Source organism: Pedobacter sp. NEAU-ZC8, from assembly GCF_059278965.1.
In genome coordinates this window covers 128,080-145,882 of record NZ_JCAJXC010000009.1, presented here as the reverse complement: position 1 = coordinate 145,882, position 17,803 = coordinate 128,080, and the positions used below count along the sequence as shown (strand labels likewise).

Sequence of the window (17,803 nt, the reverse complement as noted above, 5' to 3'; positions counted from 1 at the left end):
GGTTGCAAGTTTAAGCCACAAATTTACACAAAAAGGCAGTACAATATTACGACTTCTGTTTACCGGAGGTCAATAATTGTTTGCTCAGCGCTTTTACGTAAATCACCAGCAGCATGGCCATTTGTAAGGGATGGGTAAGCACGGTGTATACCGGGTTTTGGAGGGTTAAAAAAGCCGTCATCACCCGGGAAAGAAAAATCAGTCCGATTGGCAGCACCAGCACCTTGATGTCAAAACCGATCAGCACAATAAGTGGCCCTAAAACCACGAGAAAGACATAAAGAAAGGCTACCAGTAAGTTGCCATTAAAGTACAATTTCAAGTTTTCAGCCGCAGTAGACAATGCTTCTTCGTCATTATGTTTCGGGCGTTTATACAGGAAAGTATTGCCCAGCAACACCTCCGCTTTCTGCTGGTCCTGCTTCACCATCCTGAGCAACTCGGATGGCCCCTTTTTCAGATCAAGTCGCGCCAGCCATTCATTGGCAAAGCATTTTTCTGCATCGACAAAAAGACAATCCCGGCTTGAAACCGAAAGCACCGGCGTTCTAAAAAGCCGTACCAGTCGTAACGGAACCATATTCAGCAGTATAAAATCGCTCAATGGAACCAACAGCTGCTGCCGGAAACTTTTTACAACCTGCGTTGGAATAACACTGATGATGCCGAGTTTAAAGATCCGGATTCTATAGATCAAGGAATTCAGCAAGCCTGCCTGAATATGGGTGTTTGAGTCCAGCAGCATCAGGTAATTCCCCTTGGCACGGCTCTCAATCCATGAATAATCGTTTAAGTAGCCCTGAAGCATCGAAAAGCGGGCGTCCTGGCTGCAGAATTGGGCAACGGTTTCTTCATCATGCTGTTCCATTTCGTTATAGCAGATGAACACTTCAAAGTTGGAGAAATCCTGCAGTTTTATAGAATCCAAGAGGTTCAGAAGATTGCTTTCTTCATTCCGCAGCATAATGACAATGGATACGGAGGAGGCAAAAGCAGGCCGGAAAGCACTAAGTTTAGGGTTGGATAGAAAATTAAATAGCGTTACGGTAAACCGAAGCACAAGGAAAACGAGTACCGTAAACGTAAAGACGATCATATCAACTTAAATAAACACCGTCTTCCTCATTAGGTACATCCATCACAACATCAATATGCTCTTTTAATACCGTAGCCATTTTCAGCCCTACAAAATCAGTCGCTATTGGAAAGATCTTATGACTCCTGTCTACCAGAACAACCGTTCTGATCTTCTTATGCGGCGTATTCAGAAATACACCGAGTCCATAAGCAAGGGTTCGACCGCTATTTAAAACATCATCTACAATAATGATCACCTTGTTCTTCCATTTCGCCTCCTCAAGGTCGGTTTTGGCAACCAGTTTACTGTTCTCTTTTTCCAGGTCAATCCGCAGCAGCAAAATATTAAGGCTTGAAATCTCCTGAAGTTTGCTTTGCAGCCTTAATGCAAACTTGTAACCTCTATCCCAGATACCAGCAAGCACGATCTCCTTCTCATTTAGGTTATCTTCCAATATCTGGTACGCTATCCTGTTAATCTTCTGCTGAATTTGTGTTTTGTCTAAGATGAGTAATGGAGAATCTGCCATAGAATATGTTTTACCCTGCAAAAAGAACAATTTAAACGGGTTTAATCAAATATCCTAAAAATATTTACTTTTCACTGCAACGTTTTTGAAGCATCTGCGTCTAATCCATAAACATACCAAGCAGAACATGAGAAAGATCTATACAACATCAGCCATCCTGTTTACCGGCGCCTTGTTATTTAGCAACAGCGTATTTGCACAATACACGAAGAACATCGCTGTCAACAACTTCAGCAAGGTCAGCGTGTCCAGTGGCATCGATCTATACCTTAGCCAAGGCAGCACAGAGGCCGCTAAGGTTGTCGGAGACAAGGAGCTTGTAGAGAAGATTGTGCTTCAAAAGGAAGGGAACCATTTAACCATCAGGTTTAAGGAAAACAGCAGCTGGTCTGGCATGTTCAGAAATAGACAAGGCATAAAGGTGTACCTGAGCTTCAAGAATTTAGATGAACTTTCTTCCAGTGGCGGTAGCGATGTGTACACACAAAATACGATTAAGACCAATAGGTTAACATTGGCCAGCTCCGGCGGTTCAGACGTAGACATGAATATCGTCTGCAAAGACATTTCCATAAAGGCAAGTGGAGGTTCAGATGTAGACCTTAAAGGTTCGGCAACGAATATGAATCTGGATATCAGCGGCGGTAGTGATGTAGACGCTGAGGCTTTCAGCGTAGACTACGCAAAGGTACATGCCAGTGGCGGTTCTGATGCAGATGTCCGCGTAAACAAGGCGCTTGAAGCGGATGCAAGCGGCGGCAGCGACGTTACTTTCAGCGGTGATGCTTCTTACAAGAAAACATCATCTTCCAAAAGTGGAAGCGTAAAGCGTAAAAATTAGTTAGTTTGAGTTTTTAGTTAAGAAACCCGGCCGGATGGATGTCCTGCCGGGCTTTTTTATGCACGTTTGGTCTTGTATGGGTAGTATATGAAGTTTGCACCTTCAGGCACAATTACAAATACACACATGAAGTCCTCAGGCTTCTTGTAGCTTTTCAAAAACAGCACCTTCTTTTCAGGGTTAATGATACCTTTTTCCACAAACTCCTCCAAGGTAGAAGCCTGTATCGTCCAGTTGGTATTCAACTCCTCGCGGTTCAGGATCACTTCGCCGATACTTACACTGTGCTGATGTGCAATAAAAATCGGATGTGAGGAAATTCCCTCAAACATAATGTCAATGGCCACCTCCCGGATGGAGTCTGCATACAGATCCAAATCCTTCTCGAGACTTACCAGCGGACTCTCCTTCTTCTTATCTTTCTTTTCGCCTTCCGGCTGCTGGGGCATTAATTCTTCTATATCCATTAATTAGCTTTCAGTTTAAGTAAAACAACGTTCTCCACATGTTGTGTGTGAGGAAACATATCTACTGGTTTAATCCGGACCACGTCGTATTTCTCATTCAGCAATGCGATGTCTCTGGCCTGCGTTGCCGCATTACAACTTACATAAACAATCTTCTCGGCTTCCATTTCCAGCAAACGGGCTACCACATCCGCGTGCATCCCCGCACGTGGTGGATCGGTAATAACGACATCCGGTTTACCATGACTTTCAATGAATGAGGCTGTAAGAATGTCCTTCATGTCACCCGCATAGAAGATGGTGTTGTCAATGCCATTCAGCGCACTGTTAAACTTGGCATCTTCAATTGCAGTTGGTACATATTCAATACCTACCACCTGCTTTACGCCACCGGCCACAAAGTTTGCAATGGTACCTGCACCTGTGTAAAGGTCATAAACCAGCTCATCGCCTTTAAAGCCAGCAAACGCTTTGGTAATCTTATACAGTTCATAAGCCTGTGCAGAGTTCGTCTGGTAAAACGACTTCGCACCGATCTTAAATTTAAGACCATTCATCTCTTCAAAGATGTGATCGCGACCTGCGAAGGTGATCACTTCCTGATCAAAGATGGTATCATTCTTCTTTTGATTGATGATGTAAAGTAAAGACGTAATTTGCGGAAACTCCTGCTGCAGATAGGTCATCAACCCATCGATCTGCTCCTGCTCCACATAAGCAAACACCACAACCACCATCACTTCTCCTATTGAGGAAGTCCGGATGATCAGGTTACGCAAATTGCCAGTATGATTACGGAGATCATAAAAACTAAGTCCCATACGCAATGCATAGTTCCTAACCTGATTACGAAGCGTATTTGAGGGTTCTGCCTGCAAATAGCAGTGCTGAATGTCTAATATCTTATCGAAACGCAAGGGTACGTGGAAACCAAGGGCATTCATCTCCAGCTCGGAGGTATCATCCATGTCACCGCGGTTCAACCAGCGTTTGTTCGAGAAAGTATACTCCAGCTTATTCCGGTAATAGGTATCTTCTGCAGAACCTAGAATAGGCTCCATCATGGAGGTATCTACTTTACCCAAACGTTGTAAAGCAGCTTCTACACTTTTGTATTTAAATTGAAGCTGTGCCTCATATTGCATGTGTTGCCACTTACAACCGCCACAGGTGCCAAAGTGCTGGCAAAAAGGATCTGTCCTAAGCGCAGAACTGGTGTGCAAGGTTTCTATAACCGCTTCTGCGAAGTTCTTTTTCTTTCTAACCACACGTGCATCAACCACATCACCTGGTACGGCTTTCTCTACAAATACAACAAGATCTTCCGCTTTTGCAACACCCTTCCCTTCTTCTGCGATATCAATTATGTGCAAGTCCTGAAGGATACTTACCACTCCGTCTTTTCTTTTTCTACTCATCAGAATGCAAATTTAAGATTTTTATGCATGAAGCAGGAAAAATTCAGGCAATAGCAAGCCCATGTAACGTTTTAACGGTACACAGGAAACAAGAAATCAGGATCTCAAACTTCTACTTGTCAAAGAATTTAAGGAAAAAACCAAAAACACCCCCAACCAGGTTAAAGCTCATATCAAATTTCTCCTCTACCAAAACTGAAAATTCTAAAACCTCTTTGCTCATGATAAACGGCGATATATACCAAATATAGCAGATTTCATACCAAAAACCAGAACGGTCTATGTTAAGAATTTGTAAAGTAAAACGCCGGACCTGCTACAAAGATTTATAAAGCAGCTTTAACCAGGAATGGAAGCAGATCTTTTTGGAAACTCACAAAATTTTTTCTAACGTCAGACTCGCTAACGGAGGTAAATGCAAATGAAAATACAATGCTTTTGCTCGCTTTAAGCAAAAATGCAAGGCCTTCACGTCGGGAAGGATTGTTTTTAAAATGATCCAGTTCCAGATATGCTGCCAATAGCAGCGATTCCAACTGATCCGATAAATGTTTCAGAAACTCCTGCGAGTTGGCATTTTCGCGAACGAAATCCCAACCGATAAATTCATTACACACGGTATAGGTTAACCGGCAGGTTTTCATCACCAATGCAGTAAGATGGGCTTCCTCATTGGTAAACTGGGCTTTGTTCTTCAGGATCTCTTTCAGGTTCAAATCCAGGTAGTCCATCAGAATGGCATCCAGAATCTGCTCCTTACTTTCGAAGTACTTGTATATGGTAGCCTTGGCGATACGGGCCTTCTTGGCAATCTCATTTACACTGGTCTTATGATAGCCATATTTGCGAAATAAGTCCTTTGCGGCCCTAATTATGCTTTCTTTAATCTTTTCTGGTTCCATTTAATTAGTGACCTGTATTAGTTGACTGCCCTGAATGCGGACGGTATACGTTTTTAAATAGTGAACTGCCGGGGCTTTCTGTGGACTGCCATCCATCAGTAACCATTTGGCCCCGGTACAAGGATCTGTAACGGTAATACCACCGGCATCCGGTACAATCTTACACAAATTCTCCGGATTAACAGGACTGCAGCGGTCATAAGCTTTATAACCCGTTGCGGTAGCAACAATAAGCAGGCCCGCAACACCCACATCAGGCACTTCATAGATGCCATTCTTTGCCTGAATGTTAAACTGCTGAATGGTAAGCGAATAGTTTAGCGGAATCTCAGGCACATACCCTTCCCCTTTCGAGCAGCTTAGCAATACCAGCAACAGCAACCATATATACTTAGGCTTACACAATACGTCTAAATTAATGCACTTTTAAACTGCTTAAGGAAACGTACATCGTTTTCAGAGAACAGACGCAGATCCTTAATCTCGAACTTCAGGTTGGCAATACGTTCAATACCCATACCGAAAGCAAAACCGCTGTATTTCTTGCTGTCGATACCACAGTTTTCCAGAACATTCGGGTCAACCATACCACAGCCTAAAATTTCCACCCAGCCGCTGTATTTGCACAGCTGACAGCCATCACCTTTACAGATCGTACAGCTGATGTCCATCTCTGCTGATGGCTCTGTGAAGGGGAAGTAAGATGGTCTGAAACGCACCTTAGTACCTTCACCATAAAGCTCCTGCACAAAGTAAAATAACGTTTGCTTCAGATCCGCAAAAGAAACCTTCTCATCAACATACAAACCTTCTACCTGGTGGAAGAAGCAGTGTGCACGCGCAGAAATGGCCTCATTGCGGTACACCCGGCCTGGCATTAAAGCCCGGAAAGGCGGTTTACCATGCTCCATCATCCGCACCTGTACCGAAGAAGTATGGGTACGCAGGGCAATATCCCCTTTTTCACCGCCCTTTTTGATGAAGAACGTGTCCTGCATATCTCTAGCAGGGTGCTCCTCAGGGAAGTTTAAGGCCGAGAAATTATGCCAGTCATCCTCAATCTCCGGTCCTTCTGCAACGATGAAACCAAGTTTATTGAAGATCTCCACAATCTCTCTTCGAACCAATGCAAGTGGGTGACGGGTACCCACTTCAAATCCTTCGCCGGGTAAGGTCAGGTCCATACCGGCATCTTTGCCGCCCTGCTCCTGACTACCCTCTTCTTTTAAGCTTTGGTATTTTGCTTCTGCAAGTTGCTTGAACTCATTTAACACCTTACCCAGCGTTCTTTTCTCCTCTGGTGAAACGGCTTTAAACGCATCAAATATATCTTTGATTATACCCTTGGTACCAAGGAATTTAATTCTGAATTGCTCCAGCTCATCTGCATTCGTCGTGCTGAATGCATTGATCTCCGCTGTGTATTGTGTTATCTTGTCTTGTAACATGCCGCAAATATACTGCTTAAAAAAGAATTATATTACTCCAAGGTCCTTACCAACCTTGGTGAAAGCTTCGATGGCTTTATCTAAATGATGTTGCTCATGTGCTGCCGACAACTGTACCCTGATCCTCGCTTTTCCTTGCGGAACAACCGGATAGTAGAAACCAATCACGTAAATACCTTCATTCAGCATTTTCGCGGCAAACTCCTGTGCAAGCTTGGCATCATATAACATTACCGGTACGATCGGGTGAATACCTTCCTTAATATCAAAACCTGCTTCCGTCATTTTCTTACGGAAATACATGGTGTTGTATTCCAGTTTGTCTCTTAGTGCTGTCGTCTCGTTCAGCATATCTAACACCGCTACAGAGGCACCCGCAATACCAGGAGCCAAAGTGTTGGAGAAAAGATAAGGTCTTGAGCGTTGGCGGAGCATATCGATGATCTCTTTACGGCCGGCAGTAAAACCACCTGAAGCACCGCCAAGGGCTTTACCCAATGTTCCGGTGATGATATCGATACGATCCATCACGTCAAAGTGCTCATGTGTACCGCGACCGTTCTTACCCATAAAGCCGGAGCAGTGCGACTCATCGATCATCACTAAAGCTTCGTATTTATCTGCCAGGTCGCAGATCTTGTCCAGCTGCGCAATGGTACCATCCATAGAAAATGCCCCATCGGTCACGATGATCCGGTGTCTGCAGCCTTCAGCTTGTTGCAACTGCGCTTCCAGATCGGCCATATCATTGTGTTTATACCGGAAACGTTTGGCTTTACATAAACGCACACCGTCGATGATCGAAGCATGGTTCAGTTCATCAGAGATGATGGCATCCTGATCATTGAACAGGGGCTCGAAAACACCGCCATTCGCGTCAAAAGCTGCAGCATACAAGATGGTATCTTCTGCACCAAGGAAGCTGGATAACTTTGCTTCCAATTCTTTATGTACATCCTGCGTACCGCAAATAAATCGAACGGATGACATGCCATAACCATATTTATCCAGTGCTTTTTTCGAGGCTTCAATAACCCTTGGATCTGATGATAACCCAAGATAGTTGTTCGCACAGAAATTGATCACTTCCTGACCAGTGCTCACTTTGATATCGGCACCCTGAGGACTGGTGATGATCCTTTCACGTTTGTATAATCCGTCTTTCTCGATTTGTTCTAGTTCTTGTTGAAGAACCGGCTGCAGTGTTTTGTACATAAATGTCTATATTGATGTACCAAAGTTAGGCAATTCTCACCTTTGCTGCTAACCCTAATCATGATGAGTTGTCAAACTTTCATACAGGAGATGCTGTTAACGCATATCTTTAGGGCATTAAACGGCCTCTTAATTCATTTATGAACAAACTCTTTCTCGTTTTCTTACTAACGCTCTTAGGTTTTCAGCAAGTCCATGCACAACAAATTAAGGTTCGTGGAACGATTAAAGACACTCAGGGTGCAGCGGTTTCCTTCGCTTCTGTTTACGTTAAAGAAACCAGTAAAGGCACCTCAGCAAATATCGACGGGGTGTACACCATCATGGTTGACCCGGGACAGCATACCCTGTTATACAAAGCTATCGGGTTTAAACCAGTAGAGATCACGATAAACCCAGCCGAAGGGCTTAGGCAAGACGTGGTCCTGCCTACAGAAACCTACACGCTGGAGGGGGTAACCATCTCCGCCAATGCGGAAGACCCTGCCTACGAGATCATCCGGCAGGCCATAAAAAGAAGAAAAGCACACCTGGAGGAAGTGGAGGAATTCAACTGTAATGTCTACATCAAAGGCCTTCAAAAGCTGGTTGGTGCACCTAAAAAGTTCTTCGGCAGGGACATACAGAAAACGCTAGATCTGGATACCAACCGCAAAGGCATCCTCTATCTCTCCGAATCACAGTCCATCTACAACTACCAGCAGCCCGACAAAATTCACGAAGAAATGATCTCTTCAAAGGTTGCAGGCCGGAATAATGCCTTCAGTTTCAACAAAGCTTCAGACCTGAACATCAATTTTTACAACAACATGCTGCTGGAAAACGTATTAAGTTCCCGTGGCTTTGTTTCTCCACTGGCAGATAATGCCCTGTTTTATTACAACTATAAGTTCCTGGGTATGTCTACCCACAGCGGCGAAACCATCAACAAGATCCAGGTCATTCCCCGCAGAGAACATGACCCGGTATTCCGGGGGATCATGTACATCACCGATGACAGCTGGCGCTTACTGGGTGCAGAACTTTACCTGACTAAAAACACCGGGGTAAACCTGATCGATACATTGAACATCAAACAGCAGTTTATCAAAGTCGATAATGCCTACATGCCTTCGAATGTTAATTTTCAATTTAATGGAAATGTAATGGGCTTCAAGTTCGAGGGCTACTACCTTGGCGTTTACACGCAGTATAACCTGCGCCCAAACTTCCCAAAAGGCTTCTTTACCGGCGAGCTGCTGAAAGTACCGCAAACTGTAAACAAAAAGGATTCGACCTATTGGGCGGAAAACCGGCCAATTCCGCTAACATCCGAAGAGCGGGCAGACTATATCCGTAAAGATCAGATCGAACAGCTGAAAGTTTCCAAACGTTACCTCGATTCATTGGAGCGGAGCATCAATAAATTCTCCGTCAGCAGACTCCTGTTGAGCGGTCATAGCATCAATAACCGTTACGACAAGCGCTATCTGAAGTTGGATCCGGTGTTAAAGTCCATGTTTTACAATACAGTGGAGGGCTTTGGTATCAACTACGGGCTCACCTATCTACAAGAACTCTCTAACTACCGCTCCTATACCATACGCCCTGAAGTCCGCTACGGCTTCTCCTCGGAGACGGTCACCGCAAATCTGAATGCGACCTACATTTACAACCCGGCAAAAAGGGCCAGCATAAACTTCGGTGTGGGTTCGGGGGTGTACGATCTGAACCGTTATGGCACCATGACGATGCTGTCAAATTCGTTGAACAACCTGTTATTCGAACGAAACTTTATGAAATTATACCGGAAGTCGTTCCTTTCCGCAGGTACATCCAGGGAAATCTTCACCGGGCTACAGGGTAATGTAAACCTGGAATATTCGGAAAACAGGTTCCTGATGAACAATACCAGATTCAGGTTCTTTGAATACAGCGACCGTTCCTTCACTTCCAATAACCCATTCACGCCAGAAGCGGAAATACCATTGTTCCCTGACTACAAGGCCCTGACAGCTCGTGCCACCTTAACCTACAACATCGGCCGCAGGTTCATCACCCGTCCTGAAGGCAAGTTTTACCAGGAATCCAGATACCCGGAGGTACAGCTAAGCTATAGAAGAGGTATCAAAAACGTATTTGGCAGTGACGCGGACTACGACCTGCTGAACCTTGAAATATCACAGGAGCGCATTGGCGAAGGCTTATGGGGCTTCTCTTCTTTTATGATCAGTGCCGGTAAATTCCTGAACCGTGAAACGGTGTACTACCCGGATCGTAAACACTTCCGTGGTAACAACTCCCTGACCACCCTGCCGAATTTGCGCAAGTTCCAGTTTCTGGATTTCTACGAATACAGCACGGATCAGCAATACTTCGAAGCCCATTTTGAGCAGAACTTCGCCGGATTGATCATGAATAAATTACCGGTCATCAGGAAGCTAAAGCTGGAAGAACTGATCGGCGTTAACTTCCTGACGCAGCCCGACAAAAAGAATTACAAGGAATACTACTTCGGGCTGCAACGGTTGATATTCCGTGCAACTTATGGCTTTGCCTATGATGGTAACAAGAAAGTGCAACACGGATTCCGCATTTCCTACGGCTTCTAGCGCGGCTGCCGCAGTACACCTGGTACCACAGGCAGCCCTTCGTTTCCGTCCGCACTCAGTGATTGTACGGCAAAAAAGTAGTTGTCTTTGGAATATGGAAGCTTAATGTTGGTTTCTGCAGTGAAAAACTTCTTTTGCCATACCGGGCTGGAAGTCTCACGCATCAGTACATAATAGCCCTTTGTTTTACCGGTTGCCGGTGCTTTCCAGGTTAAACTTGTTGAATTGCCCAGTCCAGCAACCAGCATATTAACTTCCTGCGGCAGGGAAGGCGATTTCGCAAGGTTAGCCAGGTTACTCAGGTTCATAGCGGTATTCTTACGCAGGTATTCAAAGTCCATATACTCTACCAGATCGCCGTATGCAATCCCGTTTTCCTTACGTACATCCTGGTGCTGGTGATAGAAGTTCTCATTCATCTCGGTAATGCGCACAGCAGCGTAGCCCTGTTGCTGGTACGGCGTATGATCGCCACCGCGCAGAAAACGGTCTGGGCGGTAGATCATCATCACCTGCAGGTTGTCCACGTAACGTTCGCCGGTTTCCTTCACATAACGGGCAAGCTGCCTCGACGGACTTTCATTCTCCAACCCCATAGACCGGATGGTTGCAGCCTTTTTCGCATCCAGCTCATAAACAGGAAGTCCCTCACTAAAAACACGAACCTGTGTATTGTTGATGATGTTCGTTTCATTGCTGTTGTTACTGCCCATAATGTCGTTGTTCAATACCGCAGCGATCTCCCAGTTATCGCGTTTGGCATTACGTGCCATAAAACCAGAGCCCAACAGCCCCTGCTCTTCTCCGCATACGGCCACGAAAATTATGGTAGCCGGGAAATTGTGTTTACTCATGATCCTGGCACATTCCATAACTGCCGCGGTGCCGCTGCCATCATCATTCGCACCAGGTGCATCACCCGTACGGTCCATCACGTTGGTACGCATATTATCCATGTGACCGCTGATGATAAAAATACGTTTATCGTTCGGATCAGCACCCTTCAGGGTCGCCACCACATTGGTAAGCAGCACAGGCACATCAATACGGCGGCCGTCGGGCTGGTAAGTCGAGGTGTCCAGCTTGGCGGTTAATCGCCCGCCAGAAGTCTTTGCATAGCTATTAAAATGCGACAGGATCCACCTGCCGGCAGCACCAATGCCGCGCTTTTTGTCGGTAAGCGAACTCAGGGTATTGCGTGTACCGAAACTGACAAGTTTCTCCACGTGCGCTTTAAGCGAATCGGCGGAAACTTCCGTGACCATACCAGCAATCTCCGGGTCTTTATTGATCACAACAGGTGATTGTGCAGCCGCTGTAGCATACAGGCCACAGGCAATAATGAGCGTAGAAATTTTTTTCATGGGAATAATTTACCTAAACATAAAAAATAAAATGCCACCCAGGGGTGGCATTTTAAATTAATCTATAAGAGGTGGTTGAGGTTGACAATGGTGTAATTTTTACACTAACTAAGATAGGGTATTCAAATTGATAATGTCAAGGAGTTCCGGTATTTATATTGTAACAGAATTATGCACATGAGATATACAGGATGAGAAAGGTATGTGACAGGTTTTCCGGCTGTGGTTATCATGGCTTTGACAGGGGGTTGACAAGGGGTTGACAAGGCCTTGTCAAGGCTAAAGCCTTGCGAACCCCTTGTTAACTCCTTGTCAATACCACTCCAGTTCAAAACCCGGCCCAGGTTAATGGCCTTGCTATTGACAATCGTCAGCGATTTACTTACTTTTGCAACATTTTAACGCCGTTTGCAGCGGTATCAATAACTTATGACACAGTATCAAACCTTACTTTATTACTGCTATTCCCCAATAGCGGAGGCTGAACAATTTGCCGCCGATCATCTTGCATTTTGTAAATCACTGAACCTTACCGGAAGGATCATTGTCGCTGACGAAGGTCTCAATGGCACCGTTTCAGGAACCAAGGAATCTTGTGAAGCTTATATGGCGGCGTTACATGCTGATCCGCGATTCGCCAAAACCGAGTTTAAGATCGACGATGTTGCCGAGCCTTCTTTCATGAAGATGCACTGCCGCTACAAAGCAGAAATTGTGCACTCTGGCTTACGCGACAAGACCATCATTGATCCGAATAAACAGACTGGAAAACACCTGGAGCCGGAAGAGTTTAAAAAAATGATCCACGAAGAAGATGTGGTGATCCTGGATGTGCGTTCCAATTATGAACATAACCTTGGCCGCTTTAAAAACGCAGTGACCCTTGACATGGAGAACTTCAGGGATTTTCCGGATAAGATCAATGAGCTTGCGAAATATAAAGACAAGAAGATCCTGACCTACTGCACTGGCGGTATCAAATGTGAGAAAGCAAGTGCTTTGCTATTGCATCACGGCTTCAACGATGTCTATCAGTTACATGGTGGTATCATTAAGTACGGAAAAGAGGCAAAAGGAGAAGATTTTGAAGGTAAATGTTATGTATTCGATAACCGGATCGCCGTGGACGTGAATACGGTAAACCCAACAGTGGTATCTAAATGCTACAACTGTGGAACGGTTACACCGAAGATGATCAACTGCGCTAATCCAGAGTGCAACGAGCACATTACACAGTGTGATGCTTGTGGCGAAAAGATGTTAGGATGCTGCAGTGATGCCTGCATCAGCAACCCACGCCGCCGCACGTATGATGGTACCGGATATTATGTGAAAGTACCGCAACCTGTTAAAGTTCCGGCGAAATAATTACCTTCGTTACTGAAAATACCTCAGTATGAAGCGAAGTAATCTATACCTTATTCTTTTGATCTGTCTGGCCTGCATGTCACTGCAGCTGAAGGCCCTTGCACAGGATGCACGTCCTTTCTGGTCAGAAATTGAAGCCTTTCAAAAACAGGATAGCCTTGCTATGCCAGCGAAAAACGGCATCGTGTTCGTGGGTAGTTCCTCCATACGGATGTGGAAAGATGCGGAGCAGACATTCAAAAAGTATCAGGTGATCAATCGTGGATTCGGCGGATCTACACTCGCAGATGCCATTACCTACCTCGACTACCTGGTGTTCCCTTATGAACCTCGCCAAGTGGTGATCTATAGCGGTGAAAATGACGTCGCGATGGGCGTTAGTGCAACAGAGACCTTTGACCGTTTTAAAACGCTGGTAACTAAAATCAGGGAAAGACAACCAGAGGTCCCGTTGATTTATCTTTCCATGAAGGAATCACCATCACGTCAGCAATATCGTGTCACCCTTTTGAAAGCGAACAGCATGATCAAAGATTATATCGCGACCATGTCTAAGGCGGTCTATGTAGACGTAAATGCTAAAATGCTCGATAAAAATGGGAATACCCGGCCGGAGCTCTTCCGCGAGGACATGTTACACATGAAAAAACCGGGCTACGACATTTGGAAAAAGGCACTTCTGCCACATCTGTTAAAACCATAAAGTTAATCCATAACCATTAGCGATGAAAAGACTTCCGTTGATCTTATTGACTTTATTGTCACTGGCAATAAAGTCGAATGCCCAGGATCTTACACCGTTTGTAAAAGGTATTTACGCCAACAAACAAGACACCATCCAATACCGCGTTTTATTTCCGGAGCATTTCGACCCAAAACAGAAATATCCGGTGCTTTTCTTTTTGCATGGTGGCGGTGAACGGGGCAATGACAATGAGGCACAGCTGGTTCATGGCGCAAAGCTGTTTCTGGAACCGGGTATCAGAAAAGAATTTCCGGCAATCGTGATCTTTCCACAGTGCACAAGGGATTCTTATTGGTCGAACACCATAGCGTCAACAGATTCCCTCGGTAAACGTCATTTTGAATTCAGGAAAGGTGGAAAGCCTACTAAAGCAATGCATGCGCTGCTTGGCATGGTCGACAATTTTCTGGATAAGCCATATGCGGATAAAAAGCAGGTGTATATCGGGGGACTTTCGATGGGCGGTATGGGTACCTATGAGATGCTCAGAAGGAAACCACGAACATTTGCCGCAGCATTTGCCATCTGCGGTGGCGATAACCTTGCGAACGTAAATAAATACAAAAAGGTTCCACTTTGGATCTTTCATGGTGGAAAAGATGATGTTGTTGATCCAAGGTTCTCCAAAGAGATTGCCGATCAGCTTAAAATAATTGGGAAAGAGGTGAAGTACACCCATTACCCGGAGGCCAATCACAACAGCTGGGATGCTGCATTTGCAGAGCCTACCCTGCTTCCATGGCTGTTCTCACATAGAAAATAAAGAAGGTTCAGATCATTGATGTTATTTCAGAAAAACGGTTTCAGACGTTTTCTTTTGTTCTTTGTATGCTGCTTAAGTGTTTTCAGCAACCTTGCTGCCGAAGATATCAAGCGTATTGGTGTACCCTACATCCAGAACTACAGCAAAGACATGTACAGTTCTGGCAATCAGAACTGGTCCATTACACGAGATAAACAAGGGGTAATGTACTTCGGTAACGGGGAGGGCCTCTTAAGTTACGACGGCAAATATTGGAAACAATATGAGATGCCTGGACGGCAGATTGTACGATCGGTCGCTGCTGATAAAAATGGCAGGATCTACGTTGGCAGCTACGCCGAGTTCGGATATTGGAGCATCAAAAATAACCGGATGCAGTATACCTCGCTGAAGGGGCTGGTTCCGAATACACATGCTTTAGACAGTGAAGTCTGGAAGATCTATGCGGAAGGAACGCGTACCATCTTTCAATCGTTTTCGGCGATCTACATTTTTCAGGACAACAAAGTTACGGTGATAGAACATCGTGGTTCGTTGCTGTTCTTGCATCAGGTGGGCAAGCGGTATATTGCTGAAGTCCTTGGTCAGGGATTATTTGAACTCCAGGGTAATCGCCTGGTTGCACTTAAAAATGAAGGCCTGGTAAATCCTTCAGATGTCCTTTCCATTTTGCCCTTTAAGGATGGGCAGCTTCTAATTGGAACGCGAAAAAATGGTTTGTACCTGTATGATGGACGGAGCTACCGCCAGTTTAAAACACAGGCTGATGAGTTCCTGCAGCGTTACCAGCTGAATAACGGAACAAAGATCTTGAATAAATACTATGCATACGGCACGATTCTGAATGGTTTGGTGATCCTTGACGAAAGAGGTGCTGTCATTCAGCGGATGAATAAATCAACCGGGTTACAAAACAATACCGTTTTGAGCATTCTTGCTGACCAGGAGCAAAATCTCTGGCTGGGACTGGATAATGGTATAGACCGCATTGAGCTGAACTCACCTTTAAACTTCTACTTTGATAAGGTCGGGCAATTTGGCACCGTGTACTCCAGCCTTATTTTCGAGGGTAACATTTACCTGGGCACCAATCAGGGTCTGTTCTATAGCCGCTGGGCACCCGAGGGTGGAAACGCATTTGATTTCAAACTGATCCCCAACTCTCAGGGACAAGTATGGGAACTGAAAAATATCGATGGCCAGCTGTTTTGTGGGCATAACGACGGAACTTTCCGCGTAAGTGCTGGTAATCTGGAGCGGATTTCTACAGCCAGTGGCGGGTGGACGATCACCAGACTACAACGTGACCCTGAATATCTAATACAGGGCACCTACAATGGCTTGGTGTTATTTAAGAAAGATCCTTCCGGCATTTGGCGATTTCATCATAAGATCGAAGGTTTCGTGGAACCTTCCCGCTATGTGGAGCAGGATGCTAAAGGCGACATCTGGGTGAGTCACCCGTATAAAGGCCTTTACCGCCTTACCTTAAGTGCAGATCTTAAAAAAGTAACGGCCTCAACATCTTATGAGGAAAGAAATGGCCTACCCAATAACATCAACATCAATGTATTTCCTTTTGAAAATAAACTGATCTTTTCCTCCGATAGAGGCTTTTACCTCTATGACGAGGTAAGTAACAAGTTCAATCCCTATACAGCACTGAACAAAGAACTAGGGGTCTTTGCGGGATCGAATAAGATCATTCCAGCTGGCCGGCACCGCTACTGGTTCATCAATCACGGGAAGACCGGCCTGGCCGATTTCAGTGTACCGGGGAAAGCGAAAATTGAGTCTGAACGTTTCAGCGTACTTGATGGCCGCATGGTGCAGTATTACGAGAACATCAGCAAGATCAGTGAGGGCATTTACCTGATCAGTGCGGATGATGGCTTTGTGGTCTATAATGAAGCAACGCTGGCTGCAACCAAGGATGTTAAACAACTGCCATCCGTGCTTATCCGTGGGCTCTATGACCTAACCGATACCTACAAGGTAATTTCAGAACACGGAAGCACAAGGGATCCCATTGAAATTGCTTACAGCAGGAACAACATCCGTATCTCCTATTCCCTTCCTTACTACCGCAATGCCAATGTCCGGTATCAGTACAAGCTGGAAGGCTATTCTAAAGACTGGTCAGATTGGAGTACGGCTTCACAGAAAGATTTCACCAATTTAAGCTGGGGTAAATACAGATTCCTGGTGCGTGCATCCATAGATCGCGAGACACAAAGTAAGGTTACCGTATTTGAATTTGAAGTGCTACCACCCTTCTATGCCACGAACTTTGCTTATTTCATTTACCTGCTTCTGCTTGTTGGGCTTGCCTATCTATCCAAACGTTTATACGAGCACAAACTGCTTCAGGACAAACAGCGGATAACGGAAAAGCTGCAAAAGGAAAAAGATGAGTTCCTGAAGCGGGAAGCAGAACATACCGAAAAGCAGATCATCAAACTTGAACACGAGAAGCTGCAGGCCGAACTCGCCAGTAAGAACCGTGAACTTGCGAACTCGGCAATGAGCCTGGTTTATAAAAATGAATTGTTGCAGAAACTAAGTCAGGAAGTTGCTAAATTGAAAGACGGTACCGGCAAGTTGATCTCGGAAGATCAGCAACGGAAGATTCAGCAAATCATCACCGAAGGCATGAATGATGAACGCGATTGGGTACTGTTTGAAAACAGCTTCAATGATGCGCATGATAGCTTCTTCAAAAAGCTAAAAACAAAACACCCCGAACTGGTGCCAAATGACCTTAAACTTTGTGCTTTTCTGCACATGAATATGAGCAGTAAAGAGATGGCTTCCTTGTTAAACATTTCACTCCGGGGTGTGGAAATTCGCCGGTATCGCTTACGGAAAAAGCTGAATATACCGCACGATATGAACCTTACCGAGTTCCTGATGAGCATTTAATACTACATCAACACTACATCAGGGGGTTAAAAACCCCTTCACACCCTGTACCCAACAAGGGTTTGTACCCCTTTCTCAAAAACACGTTAAATCCCCAACAATCAGGCAGTTCGGCTGTTATACAACATACTACGTCTCTTGTACGAATACAC

General features: G+C 45.0%; 15 protein-coding genes. 6 read left to right on the top strand and 9 right to left on the bottom strand.

The window, feature by feature from the left end; translation table 11 throughout:
- Window positions 1-46 precede the first annotated feature (46 nt).
- Window positions 47-1,096: a glycosyltransferase gene (locus AC5WJX_RS09375; RefSeq protein ID WP_494484297.1), complete on the bottom strand. Its 1,050-nt coding sequence runs from the start codon at window positions 1,094-1,096 to the stop codon at window positions 47-49.
- 1 nt (window position 1,097) lies between these two features.
- Entirely contained in the window at window positions 1,098-1,607 is a 510-nt protein-coding gene (locus AC5WJX_RS09370; protein ID WP_440431695.1) for a phosphoribosyltransferase family protein, read from the bottom strand.
- A 127-nt stretch (window positions 1,608-1,734) separates the two neighbouring features.
- Between AC5WJX_RS09370 and AC5WJX_RS09365 the strand changes: the two genes are divergently transcribed.
- Window positions 1,735-2,448 carry a head GIN domain-containing protein gene (locus tag AC5WJX_RS09365; protein WP_494484296.1) on the top strand — a complete coding sequence of 238 codons (714 nt, stop codon included), beginning with the start codon at window positions 1,735-1,737 and terminating at the stop codon, window positions 2,446-2,448.
- 56 nt (window positions 2,449-2,504) lie between these two features.
- On the opposite strand, the gene AC5WJX_RS09360 is transcribed toward AC5WJX_RS09365, so the two are convergent.
- The 6 genes from AC5WJX_RS09360 to kbl all read right to left on the bottom strand — a co-directional run bounded on the left by AC5WJX_RS09360 (window position 2,505) and on the right by kbl (window position 7,898).
- A complete protein-coding gene (locus AC5WJX_RS09360; RefSeq protein ID WP_440431699.1) occupies window positions 2,505-2,915 on the bottom strand; it encodes a hypothetical protein in 411 nt (136 codons plus the stop codon).
- The gene (gene rlmD, locus AC5WJX_RS09355; RefSeq protein ID WP_494484295.1) at window positions 2,915-4,333 is read right to left on the bottom strand and encodes a 23S rRNA (uracil(1939)-C(5))-methyltransferase RlmD; all 1,419 of its coding nucleotides are present in this window, start codon (window positions 4,331-4,333) and stop codon (window positions 2,915-2,917) included. The genes AC5WJX_RS09360 and rlmD overlap by 1 nt, the downstream gene beginning before the upstream one ends.
- 326 nt (window positions 4,334-4,659) lie before the next feature.
- Window positions 4,660-5,235 (bottom strand): TetR/AcrR family transcriptional regulator, encoded by a 576-nt coding sequence (locus AC5WJX_RS09350; protein ID WP_440431703.1) that lies wholly within the window; start codon window positions 5,233-5,235, stop codon window positions 4,660-4,662.
- Window positions 5,236-5,640, bottom strand: a complete 405-nt coding sequence (locus tag AC5WJX_RS09345) for a Rieske (2Fe-2S) protein (RefSeq protein ID WP_440431704.1) — start codon at window positions 5,638-5,640, stop codon at window positions 5,236-5,238. It abuts the gene before it with no gap.
- A gap of 5 nt (window positions 5,641-5,645) precedes the next feature.
- A complete protein-coding gene (pheS, locus tag AC5WJX_RS09340) occupies window positions 5,646-6,683 on the bottom strand; it encodes a phenylalanine--tRNA ligase subunit alpha (RefSeq protein ID WP_494484294.1) in 1,038 nt (345 codons plus the stop codon).
- A gap of 27 nt (window positions 6,684-6,710) precedes the next feature.
- The gene (gene kbl, locus AC5WJX_RS09335; protein ID WP_494484293.1) at window positions 6,711-7,898 is read right to left on the bottom strand and encodes a glycine C-acetyltransferase; all 1,188 of its coding nucleotides are present in this window, start codon (window positions 7,896-7,898) and stop codon (window positions 6,711-6,713) included.
- A gap of 140 nt (window positions 7,899-8,038) precedes the next feature.
- Here kbl and AC5WJX_RS09330 point away from each other — a divergent pair, with 140 nt between their 5' ends.
- A complete protein-coding gene (locus AC5WJX_RS09330; RefSeq protein WP_494484292.1) occupies window positions 8,039-10,489 on the top strand; it encodes a DUF5686 and carboxypeptidase regulatory-like domain-containing protein in 2,451 nt (816 codons plus the stop codon).
- Here the strand turns inward: AC5WJX_RS09330 and AC5WJX_RS09325 are convergent.
- Window positions 10,486-11,853, bottom strand: coding sequence for a M20/M25/M40 family metallo-hydrolase (locus tag AC5WJX_RS09325; protein ID WP_494484291.1), 1,368 nt, complete (start codon window positions 11,851-11,853; stop codon window positions 10,486-10,488). The two genes, AC5WJX_RS09330 and AC5WJX_RS09325, sit on opposite strands and share 4 nt — an antisense overlap.
- Before the next feature lie 429 nt (window positions 11,854-12,282).
- On the opposite strand from AC5WJX_RS09325, the gene trhO reads away from it, so the two are divergent.
- Genes trhO through AC5WJX_RS09305 form a run of 4 tightly spaced genes read left to right on the top strand, consistent with a single transcriptional unit; the run spans window position 12,283 to window position 17,651 of the window.
- On the top strand, window positions 12,283-13,221 hold the full coding sequence (trhO, locus tag AC5WJX_RS09320) for an oxygen-dependent tRNA uridine(34) hydroxylase TrhO (RefSeq protein ID WP_494484290.1): 939 nt from the start codon (window positions 12,283-12,285) through the stop codon (window positions 13,219-13,221).
- 28 nt (window positions 13,222-13,249) lie between these two features.
- Complete coding sequence (locus AC5WJX_RS09315) at window positions 13,250-13,924, top strand: GDSL-type esterase/lipase family protein (RefSeq protein WP_494484289.1); 675 nt, start codon at window positions 13,250-13,252, stop codon at window positions 13,922-13,924.
- A gap of 22 nt (window positions 13,925-13,946) precedes the next feature.
- The gene (locus AC5WJX_RS09310) at window positions 13,947-14,729 is read left to right on the top strand and encodes a carboxylesterase family protein (protein WP_494484288.1); all 783 of its coding nucleotides are present in this window, start codon (window positions 13,947-13,949) and stop codon (window positions 14,727-14,729) included.
- Window positions 14,730-14,747: 18 nt separating this feature from the next.
- Window positions 14,748-17,651, top strand: coding sequence for a ligand-binding sensor domain-containing protein (locus AC5WJX_RS09305; RefSeq protein ID WP_494484287.1), 2,904 nt, complete (start codon window positions 14,748-14,750; stop codon window positions 17,649-17,651).
- Window positions 17,652-17,803: the final 152 nt, after the last annotated feature.